Raw genomic sequence first — 26,128 nt, forward strand, 5'->3', positions numbered from 1 at the left:
GCGACTTAAGGAGCACGAGCGTGGCATTTACCACGGCCGAAGAGGTCATCAAGTACATCGCGGACGAGAACATCGAGTACGTCGACATTCGCTTCAGCGACTTGCCGGGCGTGCAGCAGCACTTCTCCATCCCTGCGTTTGCTTTCAACCAGGACGTCTTCGAGGACGGCCTCGCGTTCGACGGTTCCTCCGTCCGCGGCTTCCAGTCGATCCACGAGTCCGACATGATGTTGCTTCCTGACGTCACCACGGCTCAGCTCGATCCTTTCCGCAAGGCGAAGACGCTCAACATCAACTTCTTCGTCCACGATCCGTTCACCCGTGAGTCCTACAGCCGCGACCCGCGCAACGTTGCCCGTAAGGCCGAGGAGTACTTGCTCAGCACCGGTATCGCGGACACCGCATTCTTCGGCGCCGAGGCCGAGTTCTACATCTTCGACTCGGTTCGTTACGACTCCGGCATGAACTCCGCTTTCTACGAGCTGGATTCCGTCTCCGGCTCCTGGAACACCGGCGCCGAGACCAACGCCGACGGCTCCCCCAACCTCGGTTACAAGGTTCGCGCCAAGGGCGGCTACTTCCCCGTCGCTCCGTACGACCACTACGTGGACCTGCGCGACGAAATCTCCACCAACCTGACCAATGCGGGCTTCGAGCTCGAGCGCGGCCACCACGAGGTCGGCACCGGCGGTCAGCAGGAGATCAACTACAAGTTCAACACCCTGCTCGCAGCCGCCGACGATCTTCAGCTGTTCAAGTACATCGTCAAGAACACCTGCTGGAAGCATGGCAAGTCCGCCACCTTCATGCCGAAGCCGCTCTTCGGTGACAACGGCTCGGGCATGCACGTCCACCAGTCCCTGTGGAAGGACGGCAAGCCCCTCTTCCACGACGAGTCCGGCTACGCAGGCCTCTCGGACATGGCGCGTCACTACATCGGCGGCATTCTGCACCACGCCCCGTCGCTGTTGGCGTTCACCAACCCGACCGTCAACTCGTACCACCGTTTGGTGCCGGGCTACGAAGCTCCCATCAACCTCGTGTACAGCCAGCGCAACCGCTCGGCAGCTGTCCGTATCCCGATCACGGGCAACAACCCGAAGGCCAAGCGCATCGAGTTCCGCGCACCTGATGCTTCCGGTAACCCGTACCTGAACTTCGCTGCACAGATGATGGCCGGCTTGGACGGCATCAAGAACAAGATCGAGCCGATGGCTCCGGTCGACAAGGACCTCTACGAGCTTCCGCCGGAGGAGGCTCGCAACATCCCGCAGGCTCCGACCAACCTCGAGACCGTCATCAACAACCTCGAGCGCGATCACGAGTACCTCACCGAGGGTGGCGTCTTCACCTCCGACCTGATCGAGACCTGGATCGCCATCAAGCGTGAGCAGGAAATCGCTCCTGTGAACCTGCGCCCGCACCCGTACGAGTTCGAGCTCTACTACGACGTGTGATCCGCAGCCTGACGTAAGTCAGACATAGCGTCTCCAAGTCCACCCGTTCCGCATCTGCGGGGCGGGTGGACTCGTCTCTGCCCCGCCGCATATGCCCGGAGGTCTCGACCTTCGGGCGTGAATTCCGCTGCGGTCGCGCGACTTCTTACGAGTCCTTTACGATCTGACCGTGAACAACGAAATTCCCGAAAAGTCCAATTTCTGGAGCAAGCCCACCGTGTGGAAGCTACTCCTGCTGATCCTCGCCTACCTCGCCTTCTATCTTGCTGTCGGGCAAGTGGTCTCGCGCGTTTTTGCCGATCAGATCGACACGGACAACGTAGTCGGGAGCGCCTCCAGCGTCATCTTCGGCCTCGCATTGCCCATCGGGATCGGCGGTATCGCGCTACTGATTTTCACGGCCAAAATGGGGTGGTTGCGTAGTGTCTTCGGCCCTCAACCTATTCGGGGAAAGCGCTGGATGTGGATCGGCCCGATTCTCGTCGTCGCCGCCATCGTCGCGCATCTGAGCGGAACCGACTGGAGCTCGTGGTCTGCCGGCGAGATCCTCTCGCTACTCGCACTCGGTGCGTGCGTCGGCCTCGCAGAGGAACTGATGACCCGCGGTTTAGCAGTGAAAATGCTGCGTGACGCCCGCCATACCGAACGATTCGTCGCGGTCGTGTCGTCACTGCTCTTTGCACTCATGCACATGACCAACCTCCTCTCCGGAATGGAAGCATCAACCGTCCTCTTCACCGTCGTTTACACATTCGGATTCGGAATGTGCATGTACCTGACCATGCGAGTGACGGGCACGATTTGGGCCGCAATCGTGTTGCACGGCCTCACCGACCCCACGACGATCCTCTCGACCGGCGGACTCGACACTTCCGTGACGGAGACGGCCAGTGGAGCCACCGCCATCGCCACCCTCGTCACCGTCTTGTTGGTCATCTTCGGCGTCGTCGCAATCTTCCTCATCCGAGGCCGAACCAGCGCGGATCAGCCGGCGACAGCCACAGCTTGACTGACACCTCCAGATCAATAGGCTTCCGAACACAATTGGGGCCGTCAGCACCAAACGGTGCCGACGGCTCCAATTTTGCTAACACGGCGAGAACGCCCGAGCCAGGTGGGCCACATTCGGACGACGGTTTCGGACCGTCCGGTATGCCCTGTCGGACCAACCTGATAGTACTTACGACACGAAACGGACAACCGCCACACAATGGCGGATCCGTGACACGCCAACCCGTGATCGATCGACGCAAGAGTTCACGGTCAATCACTCGACGTAAGGAAATCCATGACAACACCGGCTGGATGGCACCCAGACCCCGAAGGCTCCGGACAACTGCGGTGGTGGGACGGACAACAGTGGACGGCCGCACTTCAGCCGCCCCCGACGGGTCCGACGGGTCCGACGGGTCCGACGGGTCCGACACCATACGAACACGTGTCGGACCCGCAGTCCGACCCGGAGTCCGGTAAACCCACACGCAAAAAGTGGCCGTGGATCGCCGGCGGCGTCGTGGTGCTCCTCGTCATTATCGGTGTGGCGACTTCCATCAATAAATCTTCTGATGTTGCATCGAGCGGCCAGCCGACCACGACACAGTCCACTGCGGCAGTGAAGGCTCCGGTCACAACGAAGGCGACAACGTCGACTCAGGCCCCGTCGCCGTCGCCGGCTCCGGTGGCACCTGTCGAAACAGTGACGTTGGCACCCACTACGACGACCACTGTTAAAGCCACTACGACTAAACCCACTACGACGACCACCGCACCGGCCAGGCCGGAGCCCGGAATGACGGGTGGGCAGAGGAACGCTGTACGAGCGGCGAAAAGCTATCTCGAATTCACAGCCTTCTCACGACAGGGCCTAATCGAGCAGCTGGAGTACGAGGACTACTCGACTGCGGACGCAACTTTCGCTGTGGACTCCGTTGCGCCTGATTGGAATGAGCAGGCCGCAAAGGCTGCCGCGAACTACCTCGACTTTTCTGCCTTCTCACGACAGGGCCTGATTGAGCAGCTGGAGTACGAGGGCTACACCACCGCACAGGCACAGTACGGAGTCGAACAGACCGGCATCTAGCGTCCCGCACGTGGTTTCGGACCCAGTCGAATTGGCTATTCCCAGTGCGTTGGCCACCAATGTCGGTGTCGCACGTTCACTCTCGTTCCTGCATTCGCAAGTGTTCAAGGTATAGCCAGCCACGGAAGGTCGGACATGACCACTGAGAATGCGCCGGACACCACTTCTGCCGATGACGAGTGCGTGGACTGTGGTTACGAACCAGAACTGAAGCGAACTCTTGGTCCTTTCCAGGTGTTCGCAGTTTCTTTTGCATTCATCTCCGTGGCGGTCGGCATCTTCGCCACGTATGACAACGTCCTCACCAGTGCCGGCCCCGTGGGCATCTGGCTGTGGATATTGGCGGCGATCGGCCAGGCACTGGTGGCGCTGGTCGTCGCTCAGTTCGCTGCTCGCATCGCGCTCAGCGGGTCCTCGTACCAATGGGCCTCGCGGCTGGCGAGCCCGAAGATCGGCTGGCTGTTCGGCTGGCTGACCTTCTGGTACCTGGCGATCGCGGTAGTCGCGTTGGATAACGCGTTGGCCAGCCAGGCGTTCATGCCGCTGATAGGGATGCAGGAAAATGAGAGCACCGCTCGGCTGATCACGGTAGTCATTCTCGTTGTTCAGGCGGTGCTGGTGATCGCCTCGACGCGACTGCTCGGCCTGATCACCTCCAGCGCGGTGGGGATCGAATTGGCCATCGTGGTGGTGCTGGTCATTGCATTGGCCGTAGTCATGGTGTTCACGGGCAGCGGTGATCTCGGCAACCTCACTTCGCGCGGGATCACCGTCGATTCCCCGAACTATTTTGCCATTGGCGGCGGGTTGATGGCCGGCATGATCATGGGGCTCACAACGCTGGTCGGATTCGACTCTGCTGCGAATCTCGCTGAGGAAGCCAAGGATCCATTTCGCAGCGTCCCCCGGGCGATCGTGGCCTCGGTCGTCGCGGCGGGAGTCTTGGGGCTGATTTTCTTGATCGCGCTTACGATCGCGATCAAGGATGTCCCGGTGGTAAGCAACAGCGGCTCACCGGTGGCCGCGATCATCCGCAGTCAGCTCGGGCCTGTCGTAGAACGAATCCTTTTGGCGGGCCTGGCATTCGCGATGTTCGGCGCCGGGATGGTGGTGATGGCGGCGTGCTCGCGGCAGGTCTTCGCGATGGCGCGTGACGAGCGGTTCCCCGCGCACCGGTTGATGCGACGAGTCAATCCCAAGACACAGACCCCGGTTCCGGCGACGATCCTGATCCTTGCAGTCGGGGTTGTCCTGATGATCGCGCTGCCCGGTTCAGCGCTGCTGCAATTGATCATCGGCTCAACGCTCTTGCCGGCAATCATCTACGGGGCGATCGTGATCCTGTACTTGGCCGTGCGAAAACGATTGCAACACAAAGCGGGTGGCTTCAGCTTGGGCCGATTCGAATTGCCGGTCGCCGTCGCCGCATTGATGTGGGTGGTGTTCGTGGTGTTTGTCCTTGTGACACCCGGGGATGCGTCCGTTCCTGTCTTGATCGTCGGCGGTCTGATCGTCGCCGGCGGAATCTATTTCGCGTACATGATGATCTTCAATCGCACGGTGCTCGACACCGAACCGGGTGATGTCGACGAATTCGCTGCTGCACCGGCGATTCCCGAGACCACGGAATGAGTACCACCACAGACCGACCAGGAGAGTTGACCGGCCGCGTCGTCCGTCCGGCCGACTCCGACTACCCCGATGCACGCGACTGCTGGAATCTGCTCTTCAATCACAATCCGAGGGTGATCGTGTTCGCGCGGGAAACCCAGGACGTGGTCAACGCGGTGGACTGGGCGCGGCAGAATCAGGTTCAGATTCGGGTACGCAGCGGTGGCCATTGCCTCGAGGGATGGTCGTCTGTCGATGACGGGATCGTGATCGACGTCAGCGAAATGAAGTCGGCGACAATCGACATGGAATCGAATACCGCTACCGTCGGCGCGGGAATCAACCAGACGGAAGCCGTAGCCCTGCTCGGCAACGTTGGCTTCGCCGCGCCGACCGGCACCGAAGGAACCGTCAGCTTGGGCGGCGCGACCCTGGGCGGCGGCTTCGGACTCCTCACCCGCAACTTCGGCATGGCCTGTGACAATTTGGTTGCGGCCGAGGTCGTCGTCACGTCAAACGTCGACGGGGCCAAGACAATCGTCGTCGACGAGGAGAACCACTCAGACCTGCTCTGGGCGCTTCGCGGCGCCGGTAACGGCAACTTCGGGATCGTTACTTCGTTGACCTATACGATTCACCCCCTGGCGCAGACCGTCTACGTCACGGCGAGGTGGCCAGGTCTGGGTCACCTCCCGTGGGTCTTCGAGGCTTGGCAGCACTGCGCCCCGTTCACCGACAACCGCCTGACTAGCCAACTCGAGATACACCACGACGAGATCCTGCTGGTCGGTGTCCTGGCATCCGGGTCGGAAGCCGAAGCGATCCGGATGCTGGAGCCGATCCTGTCAATCGGAAATCCTGACGTCTCGACGACCAACGCGAGTTGGGTTGACACCTACGCGGGATTCCAGATTCCGACCCCCGACGAACCTGCGAACTGGAAGTTCTTCTCGCAGTTCGTCTCCCGCCAATTCCCCATTGAAGCGATCAACCTGATCTGCGGGTTCATGTCAACGGCTCCCTCGACGGATTGCAACTACTTCACCAATGCTCTCCGCGGAGCCGTCATCGGCAGTGAGCCTTCCGGCGGCTCAGCTTTTGCCCATCGCAACGCGCTGTTCTACGCCGAACCGGGAGCGGGCTGGGGCACCCGGGGTGGGACACGGGCACCGGAAGATCCACTCACTGCGAAGTGCCAGGCTTGGATTGCCGAATTCAGCCAAGCGCTGGCGCCCTACGCCGATGGCGCCTACACCAACGTGCCCAACGCCGACGTGGCTGACTGGCAGACCGCCTACTGGGGGTCCAACGTCGACCGACTACGCACAATCAAGGCGAAGTACGACCACGACAACGTATTTCACTTCGAGCAGAGCATTCCACCGGCCCCGTCCCGGTGACTGGAAGGAATCTCGGAACTGACCCGCGCGAGCAGTTTGATTCGTACTGTTACCGAGTCGAACAAATTCACCTGATACGCGCGTGGTCGAACGGGAGTGGCAATGGAGATGGATGTGATCGTCGTTGGCGGCGGTACAAGCGGCGCAGTATTGGCTGCACGACTCTCCGAAGACCCGGGCCGACGCGTACTGCTCCTCGAGCAAGGCCCGGACGACGCAGCTTACGACGATACCGTTCTACAACCGTCTGCGGCGGGAAACGTCTGGGCCGGAACCCCTTTCACTCAAGGGTTCCCGATGCGAGCGAAGGGTGAAGCTACAGTCCCCATGGTGCGCGGGCGCGTCTTGGGCGGGACTTCAGCCGTGAACTATCTCGCAACGATGCGCGGCCAGCCTGCCGATTACGACGCGTGGGCCGCCAGTGGGCTCGACGGTTGGAGCTGGGCGGACATCCTCGCGACCTTTCGAGCGATGGAGAACGACCTGGACTGCGGTGCGTCGGAGCTTCACGGCGCGGACGGTCCGCTCGTCGTACGACGCTCCACCGCCGAGCAACAGACCGAATCCCAGCGGGCCTTCCTTTCCGGACTCCGCGAAATCGACGTGCCGTGGGTTGACGACGTCAACGACCCTGAGCAGCTCCCGGGCGTCGGAATCTTCCCGTTGACGGTGTCCGCGGACGGCGCCGAGCGGCTGACTGTGAGTCGGGCGTACCTGACCGGTGAGGTGCGGTCGCGACCGAACCTCACGGTAGAGACGGGTGTCACGGTGAACCGGGTGGTCGTCGAGGACGGACGGGCAACGCACGTCATCACCGCCGACGGCCGGAAACTCTCTGCCCGCGAGATCATCGTCAGCTGTGGAGCCACTGGTTCACCGGCGCTGCTGCAGCGGTCGGGAATCGGCCCGAAGGACCTGTTGGAGCGCCTCGGCATCCCGGTCGTCGCCGACAGTCCGGGAGTCGGGGCGAACCTACAGGACCACCTCGGCGTCCCCTTGGTTTATCACCATCCGGGCGGCAGTCCGCTGCGCGGTGGCCCGGTCCAACCGGTGTGGGTTGGCCGAACCCCTCAGTCGGACACCATCGACTTCCACGTCCTGAACCTGCCGATCGGCGAACCGACGGCCGACGGCGCGCATTTCTCGATCGTCCCGTTCCTCTTCGATGTCGGCGGGCGCGGACAGGTTCGAATCTCCTCCACCGAACCCGACGCCGAACCGGAGGTGTCGATGCCGGAGCTGACGCCGCGAGACGTCGAACGCCTCGACTGGGTCCTGGGCCGCATCGCCGCTTTCGAATCAACAGGCCCGTTCGCCCAACTCGGCGCCACCAGAATCCAGCCGACAACGGACCTGACCTCCACAGGTGCCGCCGCCGGATTGATCAACAGCGGCCAGATCAGCTACGCGCATCTGGGCGGCACCTGTGCAATGGGCGCAGATGGTGACCCGACCGCCGTTCTGGACGCGCGCTGCCGGGTACGCGGGGTCCACGGCCTGCGGGTCGTGGACGCCTCCGCGATGCCGGTGTTGCCGGCGGGAAACACCTATCTCGGCTGCGTGATGATGGCAGAACGCGCCGCGAAACTGATCTGAACGGGAGGAGCGCGGGAGTGAGGTTCTCGGGATATTCGGCCGCTACCGTGCAGGTCGTCTAGTCGAGAAGAATGGCATCAGCAAGCTCAGGTGCCAGTCCCTTCGACTGTGTGTCGACGTACTTGGCACCAGTCTGTGCAGCAGCGGTCTTCTCCGCTTCTGCTGCCGACCGCCAGAGCGGTTGTATGGTGCTCACGCAGCTGGACGGGCCGCTTGTGCGTTTTACGCATCCCTGCGGTCCGTGATGCCCACTCAGGCGATATCGAACCGATCCAGATTCATCACCTTCGTCCACGCTGCGGCAAAGTCCTCGACAAACTTCTGCTGTGCATCCTCACTGCCGTACACCTCTGCGAGAGCACGCAGTTGCGAGTTCGATCCGAAGACGAGGTCCACCGCCGTGCCGGTGTACTTGGCATCACCGGTGGCGCGATCACGTCCCTCGTAGAGGTTCTCCGACGATGCCGACGGCTTCCACTCCGTACCCATGTCCAGCAAACTGACAAAGAAATCGTTGGTCAACGTTTCCGGTCGATCAGTGAAAACCCCGTAGCCCGTGTGCTCGTAGTTGACGTTCAAGGAGCGCAAACCACCTACCAGGACGGTCATTTCGGGAGCCGTCAACGTCAGCATGTAAGCCCGGTCGACCAGCAGATTTTCTGCCGGCACCTTCTCCCCCGGCCGCAGATAATTGCGGAACCCGTCAGCCCGAGGTTCGAGCACGGCAAACGCCTCCACGTCGGTCTGCTCCTGCGACGCGTCCGTCCGCCCCGGCGTGAACCTGACCGAGACTTCGTGACCGCCGCGCTTTGCTGCCTGCTCGACAGCCGCAGTTCCGGCCAGGACGATCAGATCAGCCAGTGAAACCTTAGCTCCACCAGTGGAATTGAACTGCTTCTGAATCTCCGCGAGAGTCGCCAGCACTACCGACAGAACTGCGGGGTTGTTGACCTCCCAGTCCTTCTGAGGTTCGAGCCGGATTCGTGCCCCGTTGGCACCACCACGTTTGTCGGTGCCACGGAAACTGGCCGCCGACGCCCACGCTGTCGATACCAACTGCGAGATGGACAGCCCGGATTCGAGAATCATGCGCTTGAGGGCAGTGATCTCCTCATCCCCGATCAACGGGGGTTCCACTTCCGGGACGGGGTCCTGCCACAGCTGGGGCTGGGGAACCCAGGGGCCGAGATACCGCGTGACGGGCCCCATGTCGCGGTGCAGCAATTTGTACCAGGCCTTGGAGAACGCCTCGGCGAGTTCATCCGGGTGGTCGAGCCAGCGCCTCGTGATCGGTCCATAGATCGGGTCCAGCCGTAACGAAAGGTCCGTCGTCAACATCGTCGGGGCGCGGTGCACCGACGCGTCGAACGGGTCGGGAATCGTGCCCGCCCCACCGCCGTCTTTCGCCACCCATTGCCAAGCACCGGCGGGGCTCTTTGTCAGCTCCCAGTCGTAGCCGTAGAGGATTTCCAGGAAGCTGTTGTCCCACGACGTCGGCGTCGGCGTCCAGACAACCTCGATGCCACTGGTGATCGCATCCTTGCCTTTGCCCGTGCCGAAAGAACTCTTCCAGCCCAACCCTTGCTGTTCGATCGGAGCAGCTTCCGGCTCTGGCCCGACGAGATCGGCGGGGCCGGCACCGTGGGTCTTACCGAAGGTGTGGCCACCGGCGATCAGCGCAGCTGTCTCCACGTCGTTCATCGCCATCCGAGCAAATGTCTCGCGGATGTCGATGGCAGCGGCCACCGGATCCGGCTGACCATTGGGCCCCTCCGGGTTCACGTAGATCAAACCCATTTGCACTGCCCCGAGTGGACCGGCCAATTGACGCTCGCCGCTGTAACGCTCGTCGCCGAGCCACGCGTCCTCCGGGCCCCAGAAGATCTCGTCCGGCTCCCAGATGTCCTCACGACCGAAACCGAAACCAAAGGTCTTGAACCCCATCGATTCCAACGCGCAGTTGCCGGCAAAGATGATGAGGTCTGCCCAGGAAATCTTCCTGCCGTACTTCTGCTTGACGGGCCACAACAGTCGTCGGGCTTTGTCGAGGCTCGCATTGTCAGGCCAACTGTTGATCGGCGCGAAACGCTGAGCGCCTTGGCCACCACCACCTCGGCCGTCACCAATTCGGTAAGTCCCGGCAGCGTGCCAACTCATCCGGATGAACAGGCCACCGTAGTGACCGTAGTCGGCAGGCCACCAATCCTGAGAGGTTGTCATCAGCTCGAAGACATCACGCTTGAGCACCTCGACGTCGAGCTTTGCAAACTCTTCTGCGTAGTCGAAGTCCGCGCCCATCGGATTGGATTTGGCTGAATTGCCATGCAGGACCGACAGATCCGGCTGGTTCGGCCACCAGTCACGGTTTGTCATCGGACGATGCGCCGTAGGCGTCGGCGACGAGATCGCCGGGTTTTCACTGTCGCCGCCAGCCCGAGACTCTTCTTCTGGCACGGGCGGTCTGTTATCGGACACGGCATTCCTTCCAGCAGAAAGCGACGCCGGCTCCGATTGCGGCTGAAAGCCGACGCACCTCGCGCAGCGCAAGGCGGGGTGCTTCTCTACTATTACCCACTTTTCCGCACTGATCCAAGACCCTTGTAAAAGAGGCTCTTGCCTGCTTTACCGAAGGTGATCGGGGAAGCTCCGTGCACGCCCCACCCGTCACTCCACCCGATAGGTGTCGCTACGCGCAGGATCAACCAGACGGCGCATCATTCTGTACGCGTGGTCCGGATCGGTGGTGGGCGGAACCATCTTCAAGGCGAGTCTGCAACCGAGGATGTCTTCGAAGATCATCAAATCCGACGGCTGGCCGGGGTACGGTCCCCGAACTTCGAGCCCGTCGCCCTCATCGATACGCCGTTGCTCGCTGCTGATCGTGTTCCAGTCGAATGCAACTCGTGCGATCGGCCCGAGCCGCAACGAGAGGGCGGATATCAAATCGTGGAGCTCCGACGTGACATTGGAAGTCCACGGAAACCATGCACCGTCAACCGCTGATTGCACGGCGCCCTGACCACGAAGAAGAAATCGTGGTGTTCGGGTGGGAGATGGGAAGGGTTGTCCCACGTGCGGTGGCGGCGTCTCCCTCGCGAAGTCGAGTGTGATTGCGTGCGCCATGACAGACGTTCCTCAGTGAAGTGTTCGTGGGACCGTCAGGCAAATACGCCGGATCGTGAGACCCATATGTCCACGCTACGCCGTTGCGGTCCGCCCGGATGCGATCCCTGCTGCTCAGGACTCGACCGTGACAACCACTCCGGTGTCGCCGTACGGAAATGACCCTTTGCCGATGTGCCCCAAAGTGTTGAAGAATCTCGAGATCGGGACCATCACGCCATATTTCGCTTTGACCTTTCTCTGAATCTCGTCGAATTCCGGGCCCGCAGCAACCAATTGCGCGGTACCGGAGACGGTCACTGCACCGGAAACCACTTTTCCGCGGTTGGTGCACGGAGCAATCGTCACGCGAGGATCGTTCCGTAACCGCTTGGCCTTGCCGGACCTCGACGACGTCCAGAATCCGATGCGGCCGTCGGACAGCGGCACAACCCAGGTAGGTGTCGCGACGCCGTCGCCGCTCTTGCGGAAGGTGCTGACCGAGATGGTTTTCTCTTCTCCGAGTGACATGGACTGAGCGTATTCCTTCACACCCGAGGTGACCACGCGAAATTTCACGGAACAAGCCTGCTTGACGTCGGTTTACCGGCCGTCCCTGAGGGACAGTCAGTAATCGTGAATGCGGAACTGATCGTTCTACTCGTCGTCGTCGTAACCGCACTGGGATTCGACTTCACTAACGGTTTCCATGACACCGGTAACGCCATGGCCACATCGATTGCGACAGGTGCACTGCGCCCCAAAGTTGCGGTAGCACTATCCGCTTCTTTGAATCTGGTCGGAGCATTCCTTTCCGTCGAAGTGGCCGCCACTGTGGCCAAGGGCGTCGTGAATCTTGGAAACGTGGGCGGTCAAGCACTGCTCACCATCGTCTTTGCCGGCCTGGTGGGCGGCATCATCTGGAATCTGGCAACGTGGTTGCTGGGCATCCCGTCAAGCTCCTCACATGCGTTGTTCGGCGGCCTGATCGGCGCCGCAATCGCATCTCTCGGAATGAGCGGCGTCGCCTGGAGCGGAGTCCTCAGCAAGGTCGTCATCCCCGCGCTACTCGCCCCCGTCGTCGCCGGCATTGTTGCGACGGCCGGAACCTGGTTGATTTATCGCATTACTTCGAAAGTTCATGAAGAAACCAAGGAAAAAGGCTTCCGCTTCGGCCAAATCGGCTCTGCATCACTGGTTTCCCTCGCACACGGCACCAACGACGCCCAGAAGACTATGGGCGTCATCTTCTTGGCTCTCGTCGCCCACGGCACGATCTCAGCGGATGCCGACATGCCGTTCTGGGTCAAGTTGGCCTGCGCGCTGGCCATCGCGGCCGGTACCTATCTGGGCGGTTGGCGCGTCATCCGCACCCTCGGCAAAGGACTCGTCGAAATTGCCGCACCGCAAGGAATGGCGGCCGAAGCATCCTCAGCCGCAATCATTCTCACCTCCAGTCACCTCGGACTCCCTCTCTCCACCACCCATGTGGCGACTGGTTCCATCATGGGCAGCGGCGTCGGACGTAAGGGTGCCGAAGTTCGTTGGGGCGTCGCCAGGCGCATGGCACTCGCCTGGCTGATCACTCTGCCGTCGGCTGCACTCGTCGGCGCCTCGTGCTGGGGTTTGGCGAACATCGTCGGCGGACTGCCCGGCGTGCTGGTGGTCTTCGCTGTACTCATCGCCCTGTCCACGTGGATGTATCTACGTTCGCGCAAGAATCCCGTCGATCCCGGCAACGTCAACGCCGATTGGGACGGTGGCCTGGTCCCCACGGAAGTTCCCGGACCTGACCCTCGGATCACCACCGATATGAAAGCCTGAGAATGGAATCGACATGGATGTCTTGAAGAACACCGCCGACTCGCTCTGGCAGGTCATGCTTGTCGGTCTGCTCCTCGGCGCCGGACTTCCGGCGATCTTCGCCTTCGGACTACGGGCTCTCGATTCGAAATCTCACAGCGCCGACGGTTCGATTGCCTCGACGCGCAGCCGCCTCGCCGTTACTGCTGCCGTTACCTGCTTCGCGGTGGTCCTCATCGCGATCGTCACGGGAATCCTTTTCATCATGAAGGGATTTTTGAGTCACACGTTCGGTATCGAGATCTTCTGAACGGCCGCGTCCGCCTTCCATAATGAAAGGACCTACAAAACAGTGATGGCACCGTCTTCGTCGTTGGCCCAGTCGATACTCGAGTGGCTGCAAGCCGGCTACCCCGAGGGAATTCCACCAAAAGATCGAATCCCGCTGGTCGCGCTACTTCGCAGAAAACTTACCGACGCACAGGTACGTGAAATCGCGATCGGTGCCGCGCTTGCCGAACTGAGTGACGAGACCAGTAATCAAATTATCTCGACTGAAGAAATCAGTGCTCAGATCGCCGATGTGACAAGCAAAAGCGCCTCTGACAGTGACATCGCACGTGTGGCAGCAGTGCTCGCCGCGGCTGGATGGCCACTCTCTGATCTCGACTCCGACCGAGGTTCGGAGTCCTGATAGTTCGCCGAACACCCCACTCCTTCAGTAACGAAGCCGTAACGGATCGGTCGACGACGTTGCGTACCACTTAGTGTTTTGAAGAATTCCGCGCCTCGGGGGGCACGGACAGGAATTCTGCAATCGATCACCAAGGGGCGGAGTGACGAATATGCGATTTGTCCGACACGGATATAAACCTGCCAGGCGACGGTGGTTCGGAACAGCGGTGGCCGCCTTGGCGTTTCCCCTGGCGATCGGCCTTATCGGCCCGTCAATCGCCACCGCAACCCCGATGCGAACCGCTCAATCAGGCGGATACGAAGAGGCCTTTGTCGACTCAACGATGGGTCCGATCAAGGTACAAATTCAATGGGCATCACGCGGCGGCAATGCCGCGCTGTATTTGCTCGACGGCCTACGCGCCCGAAACGATCGCAATGCCTGGAGTTTCGAGACCAACGCCTTCGATCTGTTCCGCGACGACAACATCACCCTGGTGATGCCGGTCGGTGGCCAATCGAGTTTCTACTCCGATTGGTACTCCACCAGTAGCCTCAACCGACAACCAACCACGTACAAATGGGAAACCTTCCTGACCGAAGAATTGCCCGCCTATCTCGAAACCCGCGGAGTCTCCCGGACCAACAACGGTGTCCTCGGCCTGTCGATGGGCGGCAGCGCAGCACTGACGTTGGCCGCCTATCACCGCGATCAGTTCAAGTTCGCAGGATCGTTCTCCGGATACCTCAACATCTCCGCACCCGGAATGCGTGAAGCAATCCGCGTCGCGATGATCAGCGCCGGGTCATTCAACGTCGACGCTATGTGGGGACCGCCGTGGAGTTCGGCTTGGTTGCGCAACGACCCCTTCGTTTTTGCACCTGAACTGCGAGGGCTTTCGCTGTACGTCTCCGCGGCCAGTGGCTTGCCGGGAGAATTCGACAAACCTCGATCACCCGTCGACTTCGTGAACACGGGCAGCGCCATCGGCCTCGAAGCACTAGCACTGATGAATACACGCGCATTCCAGTTTCGATTGAACTCCCTCGGAATCCCAGCCACCTACAGCTTCCCGTCGAACGGAACACATTCGTGGCCGTACTGGGGATCGGAACTCGGGAAATCACGGGGACAAATCCTCGAGGCCTTGAACGCCAGGTAGATCGCTTCCACATCTGCAGAATCTTCACCCTTGGACAGCTGAATCTCCGCCCATCCTTGCCCTTGACTCGAATGGATGTTCGAGTATAATTGGGGGCAAGGATGGGGGATCCGATGAGCGTCAATACCGTAGTTGCCGATGTTGTGGCTGGTTCTGCTGTGAATGTGCGCGGCAGGCTGTGGAGGTTACGGCCGTGCGACGTGCGGGACGTCGCAGTCAGTGTGTCAGCGGAAATCCTTCGGCTGGAAGCGATTCGGGTTGCCGCGGTCGACGAGTTGGCGCTTCATCCGGACGAGCCGGTGCTGTGTTACCGCGGCGTCGGCCGCTGGCTGGCCGCGAACACGATGCTGCAGAACGCGGCCGGAAACAAGATCGCTGCCCTCGGGGTGGCCTTACGGGCATTCCCCGCTATCGCGGCCCAGTTCGATGCCGGTGACCTCACCGTCGACCATGCCGCGCTGATCACCGCATTCTGCGAATCCCCACCGAAAGGGATGCCGGACCGCGCCCTGCCGCACTGCATCAAAACCCTGCTCGCCGCAGCCTCCGGAGTGGAGGCGACCACCACGAAACTGCGGTACGCCATCGCGGTGTTGGAGCGGATCTTCGAATCCGAAGACATCCCGCCTGGGGAAGACGACGACCGCAACGAACTACGCATCGCGCCGACGTTGAACGGTCGAGTGGTCATCAAAGGTGAGTTCGATGCGTTGACCGGCGAAATGCTCTTGTCGGCGTTGTCGGGGTTGTCGATGCCCACCCCCGCGGCAGACGGAACACCCGATGCTCGGTCCGCTGCCAAGCGGACGGCGGATGCGTTGACGGAGTTGATTCGACGGTATCTCGACAATGCTGCGACGGGGGTGGACGGTGGTCAGCGTCCGCATGTGAATGTGCATGTGACGGCGAAAGATCTTGCGGAGCATCGGGACTGCGCGAGCACGCGCACTGCATCGTCGAGCTCGGCTTCGCCCGATGACGAGACTGACGTCGAGGATGCACCGGTGTGGGGTTTCGACGACCTCGACGACTTCGACGATCTTGATGTCGGGCACATGCCGTGGATGGGCCCGTTGAGCATCACCCGCACCCGGATGTTGGCGTGCGATTGCATGCTCTCGACGGTGCTCCTCGACGAACACGGCGCCCCGCTCGATGTGAGTCCGTTGAAGCGGTTGGTGTCGGCGGCGCAGCGGACGGCGTTGATCGCCCGAGACAAGGGATGTGCGTTCCCCTCCTGTGATGCGGTGCCGGCGTGGTGCGACGCGCACCATATTCTGCCGTGGTCGAAGGGTGGGTTGACGGTGATGGACAACCTCACCCTGCTCTGCCGAGCGCATCACACACTGATTCACCGCAAGGCCGGATTCGCGGGGCAGTGGGAAATCAAGATGGGGTCGGATCGCAGGCCGTGGTTTGTTCCGCTGGCGGGGATCGATCCGCAGCAGCGGCCGCGACGTTCGACAGCGCATCAGGGTCCGGTGCTGCGCACGTGAGAGTTGTTGCACCACAAATGCAGACGTGTCAGGCTTCGCATCAGATTCTCGCCGATGCGAAGCCCAGACGTGTGGCTACTGCACTGCCAGCTACTGCATTGCCAGCTACGCGATCGACTTACACCATCAGAGCGCAGCAAACAGGTCGACAGTATTACCGTCCGGATCGAGAAGCACGGCGTAACGCTGACCCCACACGGCGTCGAATGGTTCCTTGTGGCCAGGGAACTCAGCCGTGATACGCGCGTAAGCCTCGTCCACGGCGTCGGGGGTACCGAAGTCAAAAGCCAACGCCACCGGATGACGGCCGTCGGTGACTACGAAGTCCGGATCGAAACTGGCGATTGTGGCGAGTGCATCCCACGCCAGGCGCAAGCCGTTATCGAAGGTGAATTCGACATGCGGCGCGTCGGACGGAGTCTCGGGAATGTCGAGTCCCACACTCCGATAGAACGCGAGTGAACGATCGAGGTCGTTGGTGACGATTCCGACGAGGTCGAGTCGCGGTGACACAGACACGGTAATTTCTCCTGCTTCGGTTCGAGAAGTATTCGGCCGGTGTGTGACGATAAATCCATGACCGCCACAGACACCTTCAACTCCGACGGTAGTCGCGCGGCCGGGGCGGGTCTTGAACAAACCGGCCATGGCTATGCCGAGCGGCCCGTCGAAGGCGGCACGGAGTGGTTTAACTGTCTGTGGAAGAGCACGAGCACACACCAATCCGGCGATGCCCCCCAGCGAATCATCCCGGACCTGTGCGCTGATTTCATCGTCGACAGCACCGGCAAGTCCTGGCTGGTCGGGCCGGCGACAACAGCAGATCTTGTGACGATCACGCCCGGTGCAACCCTGTGGGGAATTCGGATCAATCCGCCCGCGTTGCGTTCGATCCTCGGAACCGAAGCAGAATCGGTGCAGGATTCCAAGATCGCGTTCGGTGATGTGCTGCCGTCACGAACGTCCCGAATTCTTGCCGACGCTCTCCGTCAAGAACGAGTTGATACACCACTACTCGAAAGCCTGTGGCCAGGACTGCGCATCGACACAGTTGCACTGCAAGGGTTTGTCGCGCTTACCAATTCGCCAAATATCAGGATTCACGAGATCGCCAGTGACCTCGGAGTTTCCGCACGGCATTTCCGGCGTACCCTCTCAAATTCGGTAGGGCTGTCCCCCAAAATGATTCAGAAGGTTCAGCGTATGCAGAATGTTCTCACCCTGGGCCGCCGCGAAAACACCTCGCTCGCAACCCTCGCAGCACGCACTGGATATGCCGACCAGGCCCACCTCTCCCGCGATGTCCAGGCGCTGGCCGGTATTACCCCGACACGACTCCTTCGCGATCATGGCTAGCGGAGCTCAGTCCAGCTCGTCGAACCGTGGAATCAGATACTCGGACACCCATTTTGCCTCTTCGATGAGTGGCCAACCAGCGAGAATCAATGCCGTGAGACCGGTTCGTGCGCGAAGCGTTCGTACCGAATCGGTGATCGAGTCCGGATCACCAACGTAGTAGACCGCCGAAGAACCGGTTCCGAAAATGTCGAGAGGTGACCACGCCGTGATTCCGGCGTAGAGCCCGTCACCGACATACAGGTCTTCGGGTTCCGGCAGCTTCCCGGCTGCGATGGTGTCGACCCAACCCTGACGCTGCGCGTCGCGAGCTGTGAACGTCTTCAGATCCTGCTCTCCTTGCGTGCGTCGACGCACCGCGTTGTCGAGAACGTGTGTGATCTGGTCGATACCGGTCTTCTCGAACAGCGAACGGAACCGTTCGAGCGCTTCCGCTTTCGTGGGCCGAACGATGACACCGGTGAGCGCACCGAAGTCCGTGAATTCTCGTCCTGCGTTTTCGGCAGCACCGCGCGCCGCAGTAAATTTATCCTCGATGAACGATGTCTCGCGGAGCATCGCAAGATAGGTGTCGAGCACCTTGCCTGAATTGGCCAGTCCTGCGGGCGAATCACCGGTTCCCCACAGTGGAACCCGGTGACCGACTGGTGCATCGATCCGCAGCGGCGTGTTCGGGAAGTTCGACTCGGTACCCTCGGCGTAAATGCGGCGGAAGTCAGCCCAGTACTGCTCGCCTAATTCGTATCGCCGATCATGCTCGACGTTCATGTCGTACTTCGTGAGGATGTTCTCGCGTCCGTTGACCGAGTTGATCATCAAGCGTCCGCCACTGAAAGCGTCGAAGGTGAGCGCCTTTTCGGCAAGCAATCGCGCCGGTGTCATGTTCGCGTAGACAGCCACCAGGAACTTCATTCGCGTTGTATGCGCGGCGGCCCAGGTCGCCGAGATGAAGGGGTCGTTGGGCCAGGTGGCAACCAGCGCGCCTTCGAATCCGCCGTCGTCGATCGTTTTCGCCAACTCGATTTGCCTCGCCCCGTCCACCGGGTAAAGACCATTCGGGGTCCACGGGTAGTCGCCGTCGGCTTGCGTGAGGTACCAGAAAGTCTTGACACTCATCAGTTTTGCGCTCCAATCGGCAATTCGAAGGATTCGACGCGTGCATGCGTCCGGATGCTATCGGCGTCGACGGTATAGAGAGCGTCGAGGTAAGCGACGGCAAACGATCCCGGACCGGTCGAGTTCTTTTCGGCGATTTCGGATGCGACCGCAACGTGAGTGTGCGCAGCAACGAGGCCTTCGAGTGCCGTTGGTGTCACTGCCAGATAAGCGGCAACAAGCCCACCCAATGAGCAACCCGTGCTCGTCACGCGAGGAAGCAGTGCGCTACCACCTGACACACGCACACCACTCACGATTCCTTCGCTGTCGCGGCCCACGATGTAATCGACAGGCCCCGAGGCAGATACGGCGTCGGAATGGTTCAACAGAGCGATAGCCGCAGGAACAGCGTCGACGGAATCCGATGCGCTGTCGACACCACGCGTATCACCGCCGAGACCTGCGAGCGCAATGATCTCCGACGCATTGCCTCGAATTGCAGTTGAGCGGAATCGAAGCAGGTCCACGGCAATCTCACTGCGCCAAGGTAATCCGCCGACCCCGACCGGGTCGAGAACCCAGGGAGTGTCGGACTTCTGCGCGGCCTCCGCAGCTACTCGGAATGCAGCGGCGGTCGCGTCGTCGGGGGTCCCGAGATTGACGAGCACTCCCCCAGCGACGGCTGCAAAACCTGCGGCTTCGTGCACGTTGTCGATATGCGCGTTGCTCGCGCCGGCGGCAAGCAGGACGTTGGTAAGAAAATTGGCCGAGACGATGTTGGTGAGCGATTGAACAAGCGGCACCTGCTCACGCAGTGCGTCGAGAGCAGTGGCAACGGAATCGGCAGTAATGGTGTGGGACATGAGTTTTCCTTCAGGCAATAAGTCTGTACAGGGCCGGTCAATCACGACCCGTGACATCGATCGCCTTCGCCGGGCGCATTTCCGGTAACCATCGGCAATGTCGGATTGGCAGTCCATTCCTCGAGGGAACCGTCGTAGATCTTGATGTCGCCGTACCCGCTCATTACCAGCCCGAGCCCGGCAAGGCACGCGGAAACACCTCCGCCGCAGTAGATCACGACAGGTTCGGACTGCCCCCGTAGAACCGATCCGGCAGAGGCTGAGACCTCGGCGATCGGGAGCATCCGCCCATCGTCGTCGAGCAGGCTCTTCGCCGAAAGATTCACACTCGCCGGAATATGCCCGCGGCGTGAGTATCTCGTCTTTTCAGTACCCTCATACTGCTCGGGAGACAGGGCGCATACAAGGGTTCCCGGTTGGGATCCGGCTGACACCGCCACTACCAGATCTTGATCAACCCAGAGGCCGAGGTCGACGACACTCCAAGATACGTCTGCACGCGCAGGCGCTGCTTCCCCGCCGGATGCAACAGGCAATCCGATCCGAGTCCACTCGGCGAGGCCGCCGTCGAGAACTCGCGCATCGATGCCCGCATTGCGGAGCACCCACCAGAATCGGGAGGCCCACGTCATGGAGCCCTGGTCGTAGATCACGATCGTCGAATCAGGCTGGACTCCGAGTGCGGCGAGGTCGTCCGACAACTGATCGGCACTGGGTCGCGTGAAGTGCAACGATGCGTCGCGATCGGAGAACGTGGTCATGAGGTCGACGTGACGGGCACCCGGGATATGACCCTCGACCCAACCCGCGTATCCCGATTCCGGTCGATAGTCGCCGTCGAACCGCGCCGGCGGAAAATGCACGCTCGCGTCGAGCACAACCACGTCATCCGCGTTCACAAGCGCTTCGAGCGCCACCGCGCCGATCAACGGTGAGTCCAATTCACTCGTCACGAAGCACCCTTCCTTTCGAAATCGACACCGACGAACCTAAGTGAGTACTAGCGTATACGCAAGTACTCGCACGCTCACAGTGGCATAATCAAACCCGCTTCATTTACCGAGACGGAACGAGGACGCATGAGCGCCGAGGAAACTACGAGCACCACACACCTGCTGGTGCCGGAAGCAGCGCTGGGTCGCTCGGACCAAACCTCACGGCAGTACCTCCGACTGCGTGCGGACATCTTGGACGGCAAATTCACGCAAGGCGCCCCCCTGCATGAAACACAGTTGTGCGAATCGTATGGAGCCTCTCGTACCCCGATTCGCGAAGCACTGAATTGGCTTGCACACGACGGACTTCTCGAGCGGGCTGCGCGCGGATTCCGCGTCCGCTCCGGAACTCCCGAAGACGTCATCGAAATCTACGCAGCTCGGGTCGCCTTGGAATCAGAAGCTGCCGGTGCAGCCGCACTGCGGCACAGCGACTTAGATCTCGCGCGGCTGGTACAGCTCCACAGCTTTTGTTGCACTGCCACTGAGGGAACGGAAGTCAGATCAGGAAACTTCAAGTTCCACGAAGCCCTCTGGCAAGCCGCTCACAATTCCACAATCATGTCGCTACTCATCCGCTTGACCACACAACTTCGGATCTACGACAGCGGACCACCCTCGAACTATGGCGAGCCCGACCTACTCAACGCAGAACATCAGCAGATTCTGGATGCGATTCGAGCCCGCGACGAACGGACAGCGCGCGAATGCATGCGAATACATCTCGAACGCAGCCGCGATCAACGGATCAAGATGTTCGCAGGCCACTGACTGCACCGAAGACACACAACCGCACGGCCTCACCTAAGGACGTGCGGTTGTTTTATGTCATCTGCACCACAACGTAGGGTAGTCAAACCTAACTAAACCTATGCTAGCCTAACTAGATCAAGGAATTCATTTCACTTTTGGATAACCGTCACTGTGACAAGACTTTTCGGAGAACACATGTGTCCGCTTCAGCACCCGTCCACTCTGGGAGGCGCCATGACGCGCCGCCAACTGATTCGATCAATGGGCGTTGCCGCCGCTGCACTAGGAGCCTTAGGGATCACGGCTTGCTCGAGTCGCACGCCTGTCGGCGAAGCCTCGACGACCGAAAACGCGGCAGAAGAATTTACCGTCGTCGATCAATACCAGAACACGATCATCTTCGACACTCCCGTAGGACGTATCGCCTCGGCTATCATTCCAGTCCCGTCCATGATCGCCGGTTCTGATCAGTCGATCTCACGGAATGTCGGCGTCAACTCCAGTGCGATTTCCCTCGCCAAAAACGGCATGCTGGCCACGATGTTCCCGGAATTCCTCAACACCCCAGTAGTTTCCGGCCCCGACTTCGTTCCCAACGTCGAACAGATCCTCTCGCTCAACCCGGATGTCGTGATCCAGTGGGGCGACAAGGGAGACGACATCGTTGCACCACTCCGCAACGCCGGATTGAAGGTAATCCTCCTCAAGTACGGGACTCAGGAGGATCTCGAAGCATGGATCAACATCTTCGGCGATCTGCTCGACAAGAAGTCGGAAGCGCAGGAAATACTCGCCCGCATGGCTGCCGATCGAAAGACAGTCGAGTCCATCGCCGCCGCGAATGCTGCCAAAGCCCCACGCGCGATGTACTTCTACAGCACACCCGAGACCAAGGTCTCCGCTGACAACACCTACATGGACTTCTGGATCACACTCGCCGGAGGTACGAACGTTGCCCGAGGCGCAGGAAAGGGCACCAGCGTCGCGGTGACAAAGGAGCAAATCCTGACTTGGGATCCCGAGGTCCTGGTTCTCGGAAATTTCGACGCCGCCACTCCGCAGGACATTTACGACAACCCGAACTGGGCATCACTGAGCGCGGTGAAGAACAAGCGCGTCTACAAAGCGCCGATCGGCGGGTTTTCCTGGGATCCCCCGTGCAACGAGTCGAATCTGATGTGGCTCTGGGTTGCCGAAATCTTTTACCCCGAAGCACAACTCGATCTCGATCTGCGCAACCGTATCCGAGATACGTACACGTCGCTGTATGCCTACGATGTCACGGACGCCGAGATCGACCGCATCCTGCATCTCGAGTCCAACAAGGTGAGCACGGGCTATGACTCGTTCAGCGCTTGAGAGTCCCACCTTTGGTGAAGCAAGTGCCGCAGACGCCGGGAAACCCTCGCGGTACAAGGCTTTCACTGTTCCGCTGATCCTGACCTTCGGCATACTCGCGATCGGATTGGCAGCCCTGGCCATCGGCCGATACACCATTCCGGTCAACGAAGTCGCTCGCATCCTCATCGATCGAGTAATTCCATTGGAACAGACCTGGACCGAGGTCGAATCGCAAGTTGTTCTCGGCGTTCGTCTCCCGCGACTGCTTCTCGGCATGCTGGTCGGCGGCGGACTCGCACTGGGTGGCTCAGCGTTGCAAGCAGTGTTCCGGAATCCGTTGGTGAGCCCGCAAGTGCTCGGAGTGTCTTCAGGTGCGTCGTTCGGTGGCGTCCTCGCCCTCATGCTCGGCCTCGGGTCAGCATTCCTCGTCGGCGGAGCGTTTATATTCGGAATCGCGGCTCTGGTGATGGTCACCGCCATCGGCAAAACTCGCACGGGCAGTTCCATCCTCATGATCGTGCTCGGCGGTGTGGTAACCAGTGCGTTCTTCTCAGCACTGGTTTCACTGATCACCTACCTTGCTGACCCGTACAGCACACTGCCGTCAATTGTCTTCTGGCTCATGGGTTCCCTGGCAACCGCCGATATGGGCAAAGTTGCGATCGCGGCGGTTCCCATTCTCCTCGGCAGCGCCGTCATACTCGGCCTGCGGTGGCGGGTGAACATCCTCTCGCTCGGGGACGACGACGCAGCATCACTCGGAATCAAGCCTCACCGCCTGCGTATGCTGCTTCTCGTTATGGTGGCGTTCATGACGGCCGGTGCAGTCGCAGTGTCTGGCGTGATCGGTTGGGTCGGATTAGTGGTTCCACACCTGGCCCGGTTGTGGGTCGGTCCCGATCACCGAATCTCGATGCCTACGACGTTCGTTCTCGGCGCGGCCTACCTCACTGTGATCGACACTCTCTCGCGCACGATCAGCCCCGGCGAGATTCCATTAGGAATCCTCACGGCAATCATCGGCGCCCCAGTCTTCGTGGTTCTCCTTCGCAAGTCGAGCAGACAGGCGTTCATCAATGCTTGAGCTAGTAGACCTCGGATTTCGCTATCCCGGACGCGACTGGGTATTTCGACACACCAACCTCGCCATTGCGTCAGGTTCGATCACCTCGATCCTCGGCCCCAACGGCAAGGGAAAAACCACCCTGCTTCGGTGCATCGCGGGGCTCAGCACCCCCGAAGAAGGTCGGGTCATCCGCGATCCGAACTTCGGCTACGTCCCACAGGCGACTACGTCAAGTTTTGCGTACTCGGTGTTCGACATGGTGCTGATGGGCCGGGCAAAGAAGGTCTCGACATTCGGAACCCCCAGCAAAGCCGATGTCGCACAAACTCGTAGCGTTCTGGAACGAGTGGGTATCGACCATCTTACGACGTCGAATTTCACCGAACTATCCGGTGGGCAACGACAATTGGTCCTGATCGCCCGTGCGCTGAACACCGACTGCACCTTCATGATTCTCGACGAACCAGTCTCCTCACTCGACCTGCGAAACCAAGCGCACGTCCTCCAACTTCTGCGTGAACTTGCTACAGAAGGCATGGGAATCCTGCTGACCACACATCATCCCGATCACGCGCTGCACCTCGGCGGAGACGCAGTCGTCATGTACAGCCCCGAGGAGATCGTGGTCGGCGGCGTGGAAGCCCTCGTGACGGGCGAAACCCTCTCCCGCCTCTACGGTATCGACGTCGCAACCGAAACCGTCCTCGATCGTGGTAGTCCGCGAACCGTGGTCTACACCCGCTATGACAATTTCGCGGTGGCCGACAACGACCTCCGTCTCAAAGAAAGCTCGCTCTCATGACTGCCGAAAGTGGCACAGCCACAAAAACAATCACCCGAGTTCTGCACTTGGTAATGGGTTCCAACACCGGCATGTCCGGTGACACCTCCAATACCGCACTGGTGCGCAATGTCGATCTCTACGAACTCGATACGATCGATCTGAGCGCCGTCTCGGGACTCATCATCAACGGAAACTGCGATCAGATCTACCTGGAGCGTCACAGAGACGTTCTCACCGACTTCGTCACTGCCGGTGGTCGTATCGCCGTGATGGGCCATCCCCTCACAGACTTCCTTCCCAAGCTTGGACAATGGCGCAAACTCCAGTACTCAGGCCCAAAGGATCTTGCCATCTCAGCCGGCAGCCCTCACCCTGTGTGGGCAGGCGTCGATCCCGCTGATCTCAGTTTCCGCAAGGAAGTGTCGGGATTCTACGGGCGCGGCTACAGCCAGAAGTTGCCGGACAACGCCATCGTCACCAATTACATTGGTCGTCATGGCCTTCCGGTCGACTACGTCTATCCGCTAGGTGCCGGCGAGGTACTGGTTCACGGCGGAATCGACCTTGCGGTGTTCCAGGCTGATCCCAACACGTCCTCGCGTGTCTTTCCGCAACTCCTGAACTGGCTCGGCCAGCTCGACCGAACGGATATCTGATGTCTACCCTCGAAGCCTTCAACCGCACGGATCGCGCTCCCCTCTCCACACGCAACCTTTCGATCGTGCACGGTGGATCGCACTTCCACTTGCAGACCGTCAAAGATCCGGCCGTCGTCGCCCACCAGCCGGACTTCCACTATCTCGCTGACCTGCAGCCCGGTGATCTCGACGGAGTCAAGACTCTGATTCTCGCGGATCGTCTGCATCCGGAACTGCTCCGCAAGCATGCTGCCGAATTCCTCGCTGTCGCCGAACGCGGCGGAACCCTGGTGGTTCTGGGTGAGAATGCCGCGCACACCTGGCTTCCCGGTGTGACGTGGAGCCCGCGCCCGACCAACTTCTGGTGGTGGCGAACCGGCGAAGATCCGATGATTCGCACTCGCAGTCACGATCACGAATCATGGAACTACCTGACCACGAAGTCCGTGATCTGGCACCACCACGGCCTGCTCCATACCGATGCAGACGTTGTCCCACTTCTGGTCTCGGAGGAACCCGACTCAGATGGAAACTCTCATGACGCCGGAATGATGCTCTTCGAGGACACCACGTCGACGGCCGGCCGGATCATCGCCACCACCTTGGATCCGACGTACCACCACGGCAACAACTTCATGCCGGGTTCGACCCGTTTCCTCTACGCTCTCCTGCGTTGGGTCGATCACACTTAGCCCGGTCGCACAAAATACGGTGCCCGTATCGCTTTCGATACGGGCACCGTATTTAGTTCTCGACGTGTCAGCGCAACTTCTGCGGGTATCCACGGCCGTAGAAGCCCGACACTTCCTTGCGCTCGAGGAAGATCTGATCACGATCGGAAGTGACAACAA

The 26,128-nt window shown here is 60.6% G+C and carries 26 protein-coding genes; 18 read left to right on the top strand and 8 right to left on the bottom strand.

The genetic code is table 11. The features are described 5' to 3' along the window. Positions 1-20 precede the first annotated feature (20 nt). From glnA to BDB13_RS22350, 6 genes are all read left to right on the top strand, one after another. Positions 21-1,457, top strand: coding sequence for a type I glutamate--ammonia ligase (gene glnA / locus BDB13_RS22325; protein ID WP_094273743.1), 1,437 nt, complete (start codon positions 21-23; stop codon positions 1,455-1,457). 169 nt (positions 1,458-1,626) lie between these two features. Beyond that, positions 1,627-2,466: a CPBP family intramembrane glutamic endopeptidase gene (locus tag BDB13_RS22330; protein ID WP_094273744.1), complete on the top strand. Its 840-nt coding sequence runs from the start codon at positions 1,627-1,629 to the stop codon at positions 2,464-2,466. A gap of 279 nt (positions 2,467-2,745) precedes the next feature. After that, positions 2,746-3,537 carry an Ltp family lipoprotein gene (locus BDB13_RS22335; protein ID WP_094273745.1) on the top strand — a complete coding sequence of 264 codons (792 nt, stop codon included), beginning with the start codon at positions 2,746-2,748 and terminating at the stop codon, positions 3,535-3,537. 135 nt (positions 3,538-3,672) lie between these two features. Continuing rightward, complete coding sequence (locus BDB13_RS22340; RefSeq protein ID WP_094273746.1) at positions 3,673-5,169, top strand: APC family permease; 1,497 nt, start codon at positions 3,673-3,675, stop codon at positions 5,167-5,169. Next, positions 5,166-6,548 carry an FAD-binding oxidoreductase gene (locus BDB13_RS22345; RefSeq protein ID WP_094273747.1) on the top strand — a complete coding sequence of 461 codons (1,383 nt, stop codon included), beginning with the start codon at positions 5,166-5,168 and terminating at the stop codon, positions 6,546-6,548. Before BDB13_RS22340 ends, BDB13_RS22345 begins: the two co-directional genes overlap by 4 nt. 102 nt (positions 6,549-6,650) lie before the next feature. After that, positions 6,651-8,144: a GMC family oxidoreductase gene (locus tag BDB13_RS22350; protein WP_094273748.1), complete on the top strand. Its 1,494-nt coding sequence runs from the start codon at positions 6,651-6,653 to the stop codon at positions 8,142-8,144. Positions 8,145-8,202: 58 nt separating this feature from the next. Here BDB13_RS22350 and BDB13_RS32250 read toward each other — a convergent pair whose 3' ends face one another. The 4 genes from BDB13_RS32250 to BDB13_RS22365 all read right to left on the bottom strand — a co-directional run bounded on the left by BDB13_RS32250 (position 8,203) and on the right by BDB13_RS22365 (position 11,825). Then, positions 8,203-8,340, bottom strand: coding sequence for a hypothetical protein (locus BDB13_RS32250; protein WP_176459653.1), 138 nt, complete (start codon positions 8,338-8,340; stop codon positions 8,203-8,205). 56 nt (positions 8,341-8,396) lie between these two features. Beyond that, a complete protein-coding gene (gene katG / locus BDB13_RS22355; RefSeq protein ID WP_094273749.1) occupies positions 8,397-10,619 on the bottom strand; it encodes a catalase/peroxidase HPI in 2,223 nt (740 codons plus the stop codon). Positions 10,620-10,808: 189 nt separating this feature from the next. Continuing rightward, entirely contained in the window at positions 10,809-11,267 is a 459-nt protein-coding gene (locus BDB13_RS22360; RefSeq protein ID WP_094273750.1) for a DUF5994 family protein, read from the bottom strand. A 114-nt stretch (positions 11,268-11,381) separates the two neighbouring features. Continuing rightward, the gene (locus BDB13_RS22365) at positions 11,382-11,825 is read right to left on the bottom strand and encodes a PPOX class F420-dependent oxidoreductase (RefSeq protein WP_254922921.1); all 444 of its coding nucleotides are present in this window, start codon (positions 11,823-11,825) and stop codon (positions 11,382-11,384) included. Between the two features lie 57 nt (positions 11,826-11,882). Between BDB13_RS22365 and BDB13_RS22370 the strand changes: the two genes are divergently transcribed. The 5 genes from BDB13_RS22370 (at position 11,883) to BDB13_RS22390 (ending at position 16,383) form a co-directional block, all read left to right on the top strand. Next, complete coding sequence (locus BDB13_RS22370) at positions 11,883-13,070, top strand: inorganic phosphate transporter (RefSeq protein WP_094273751.1); 1,188 nt, start codon at positions 11,883-11,885, stop codon at positions 13,068-13,070. Between the two features lie 13 nt (positions 13,071-13,083). Then, positions 13,084-13,359, top strand: coding sequence for a hypothetical protein (locus BDB13_RS22375; RefSeq protein ID WP_094273752.1), 276 nt, complete (start codon positions 13,084-13,086; stop codon positions 13,357-13,359). A 45-nt stretch (positions 13,360-13,404) separates the two neighbouring features. Further along, positions 13,405-13,743 carry a DUF3349 domain-containing protein gene (locus BDB13_RS22380; RefSeq protein ID WP_094273753.1) on the top strand — a complete coding sequence of 113 codons (339 nt, stop codon included), beginning with the start codon at positions 13,405-13,407 and terminating at the stop codon, positions 13,741-13,743. 151 nt (positions 13,744-13,894) lie between these two features. Further along, positions 13,895-14,887: an alpha/beta hydrolase gene (locus BDB13_RS22385; protein ID WP_094273754.1), complete on the top strand. Its 993-nt coding sequence runs from the start codon at positions 13,895-13,897 to the stop codon at positions 14,885-14,887. A gap of 113 nt (positions 14,888-15,000) precedes the next feature. Further along, positions 15,001-16,383 carry an HNH endonuclease signature motif containing protein gene (locus BDB13_RS22390; protein ID WP_094275116.1) on the top strand — a complete coding sequence of 461 codons (1,383 nt, stop codon included), beginning with the start codon at positions 15,001-15,003 and terminating at the stop codon, positions 16,381-16,383. A 126-nt stretch (positions 16,384-16,509) separates the two neighbouring features. Here the strand turns inward: BDB13_RS22390 and BDB13_RS22395 are convergent, their stop codons facing one another. Continuing rightward, positions 16,510-16,902, bottom strand: a complete 393-nt coding sequence (locus BDB13_RS22395; protein WP_094273755.1) for a VOC family protein — start codon at positions 16,900-16,902, stop codon at positions 16,510-16,512. Positions 16,903-16,959: 57 nt separating this feature from the next. On the opposite strand from BDB13_RS22395, the gene BDB13_RS22400 reads away from it, so the two are divergent. After that, positions 16,960-17,739 (top strand): helix-turn-helix transcriptional regulator, encoded by a 780-nt coding sequence (locus tag BDB13_RS22400; protein WP_206042087.1) that lies wholly within the window; start codon positions 16,960-16,962, stop codon positions 17,737-17,739. Positions 17,740-17,745: 6 nt separating this feature from the next. Here BDB13_RS22400 and BDB13_RS22405 read toward each other — a convergent pair whose 3' ends face one another. Genes BDB13_RS22405 through BDB13_RS22415 form a run of 3 tightly spaced genes read right to left on the bottom strand, consistent with a single transcriptional unit; the run spans position 17,746 to position 20,653 of the window. Further along, positions 17,746-18,855 carry an LLM class flavin-dependent oxidoreductase gene (locus tag BDB13_RS22405; protein ID WP_094273757.1) on the bottom strand — a complete coding sequence of 370 codons (1,110 nt, stop codon included), beginning with the start codon at positions 18,853-18,855 and terminating at the stop codon, positions 17,746-17,748. Then, the gene (gene thiM, locus BDB13_RS22410; protein ID WP_094273758.1) at positions 18,855-19,700 is read right to left on the bottom strand and encodes a hydroxyethylthiazole kinase; all 846 of its coding nucleotides are present in this window, start codon (positions 19,698-19,700) and stop codon (positions 18,855-18,857) included. The genes BDB13_RS22405 and thiM overlap by 1 nt, the downstream gene beginning before the upstream one ends. A gap of 41 nt (positions 19,701-19,741) precedes the next feature. Beyond that, the gene (locus BDB13_RS22415) at positions 19,742-20,653 is read right to left on the bottom strand and encodes a sulfurtransferase (protein ID WP_094273759.1); all 912 of its coding nucleotides are present in this window, start codon (positions 20,651-20,653) and stop codon (positions 19,742-19,744) included. 126 nt (positions 20,654-20,779) lie between these two features. Here BDB13_RS22415 and BDB13_RS22420 point away from each other — a divergent pair, with 126 nt between their 5' ends. The 6 genes from BDB13_RS22420 to BDB13_RS22445 all read left to right on the top strand — a co-directional run bounded on the left by BDB13_RS22420 (position 20,780) and on the right by BDB13_RS22445 (position 25,969). After that, positions 20,780-21,466, top strand: a complete 687-nt coding sequence (locus BDB13_RS22420) for a GntR family transcriptional regulator (RefSeq protein WP_094273760.1) — start codon at positions 20,780-20,782, stop codon at positions 21,464-21,466. Positions 21,467-21,682: 216 nt separating this feature from the next. Further along, a complete protein-coding gene (locus BDB13_RS22425; RefSeq protein ID WP_254922922.1) occupies positions 21,683-22,807 on the top strand; it encodes an ABC transporter substrate-binding protein in 1,125 nt (374 codons plus the stop codon). Continuing rightward, complete coding sequence (locus BDB13_RS22430; RefSeq protein ID WP_094273762.1) at positions 22,788-23,873, top strand: FecCD family ABC transporter permease; 1,086 nt, start codon at positions 22,788-22,790, stop codon at positions 23,871-23,873. Before BDB13_RS22425 ends, BDB13_RS22430 begins: the two co-directional genes overlap by 20 nt. Beyond that, positions 23,866-24,657, top strand: coding sequence for an ABC transporter ATP-binding protein (locus BDB13_RS22435; protein WP_094273763.1), 792 nt, complete (start codon positions 23,866-23,868; stop codon positions 24,655-24,657). The genes BDB13_RS22430 and BDB13_RS22435 overlap by 8 nt, the downstream gene beginning before the upstream one ends. Further along, on the top strand, positions 24,654-25,295 hold the full coding sequence (locus tag BDB13_RS22440; RefSeq protein WP_094273764.1) for a hypothetical protein: 642 nt from the start codon (positions 24,654-24,656) through the stop codon (positions 25,293-25,295). Before BDB13_RS22435 ends, BDB13_RS22440 begins: the two co-directional genes overlap by 4 nt. Continuing rightward, the gene (locus BDB13_RS22445; RefSeq protein ID WP_094273765.1) at positions 25,295-25,969 is read left to right on the top strand and encodes a hypothetical protein; all 675 of its coding nucleotides are present in this window, start codon (positions 25,295-25,297) and stop codon (positions 25,967-25,969) included. The genes BDB13_RS22440 and BDB13_RS22445 overlap by 1 nt, the downstream gene beginning before the upstream one ends. The last annotated feature ends 159 nt before the right edge of the window (positions 25,970-26,128 follow it).

Source organism: Rhodococcus sp. OK302, assembly GCF_002245895.1.
Lineage (GTDB): Bacteria > Actinomycetota > Actinomycetes > Mycobacteriales > Mycobacteriaceae > Rhodococcus_F.

Excerpts from the sequence above, each read along its gene's own strand:
- BDB13_RS22335 (WP_094273745.1), top strand. The coding sequence starts at position 2,746 with ATGACAACACCGGCTGGATGGCACCCAGACCCCGAAGGCTCCGGACAA.
- BDB13_RS22340 (WP_094273746.1), top strand. The coding sequence starts at position 3,673 with ATGACCACTGAGAATGCGCCGGACACCACTTCTGCCGATGACGAGTGC.
- BDB13_RS22345 (WP_094273747.1), top strand. The coding sequence starts at position 5,166 with ATGAGTACCACCACAGACCGACCAGGAGAGTTGACCGGCCGCGTCGTC.
- BDB13_RS22350 (WP_094273748.1), top strand. The coding sequence starts at position 6,651 with ATGGAGATGGATGTGATCGTCGTTGGCGGCGGTACAAGCGGCGCAGTA.
- BDB13_RS22360 (WP_094273750.1), bottom strand. The coding sequence starts at position 11,267 with ATGGCGCACGCAATCACACTCGACTTCGCGAGGGAGACGCCGCCACCG.
- BDB13_RS22375 (WP_094273752.1), top strand. The coding sequence starts at position 13,084 with ATGGATGTCTTGAAGAACACCGCCGACTCGCTCTGGCAGGTCATGCTT.
- BDB13_RS22380 (WP_094273753.1), top strand. The coding sequence starts at position 13,405 with ATGGCACCGTCTTCGTCGTTGGCCCAGTCGATACTCGAGTGGCTGCAA.
- BDB13_RS22385 (WP_094273754.1), top strand. The coding sequence starts at position 13,895 with ATGCGATTTGTCCGACACGGATATAAACCTGCCAGGCGACGGTGGTTC.
- BDB13_RS22390 (WP_094275116.1), top strand. The coding sequence starts at position 15,001 with ATGAGCGTCAATACCGTAGTTGCCGATGTTGTGGCTGGTTCTGCTGTG.
- BDB13_RS22400 (WP_206042087.1), top strand. The coding sequence starts at position 16,960 with ATGACCGCCACAGACACCTTCAACTCCGACGGTAGTCGCGCGGCCGGG.
- BDB13_RS22405 (WP_094273757.1), bottom strand. The coding sequence starts at position 18,855 with ATGAGTGTCAAGACTTTCTGGTACCTCACGCAAGCCGACGGCGACTAC.
- thiM (WP_094273758.1), bottom strand. The coding sequence starts at position 19,700 with ATGTCCCACACCATTACTGCCGATTCCGTTGCCACTGCTCTCGACGCA.
- BDB13_RS22420 (WP_094273760.1), top strand. The coding sequence starts at position 20,780 with ATGAGCGCCGAGGAAACTACGAGCACCACACACCTGCTGGTGCCGGAA.
- BDB13_RS22425 (WP_254922922.1), top strand. The coding sequence starts at position 21,683 with ATGACGCGCCGCCAACTGATTCGATCAATGGGCGTTGCCGCCGCTGCA.
- BDB13_RS22430 (WP_094273762.1), top strand. The coding sequence starts at position 22,788 with ATGACTCGTTCAGCGCTTGAGAGTCCCACCTTTGGTGAAGCAAGTGCC.
- BDB13_RS22435 (WP_094273763.1), top strand. The coding sequence starts at position 23,866 with ATGCTTGAGCTAGTAGACCTCGGATTTCGCTATCCCGGACGCGACTGG.
- BDB13_RS22440 (WP_094273764.1), top strand. The coding sequence starts at position 24,654 with ATGACTGCCGAAAGTGGCACAGCCACAAAAACAATCACCCGAGTTCTG.
- BDB13_RS22445 (WP_094273765.1), top strand. The coding sequence starts at position 25,295 with ATGTCTACCCTCGAAGCCTTCAACCGCACGGATCGCGCTCCCCTCTCC.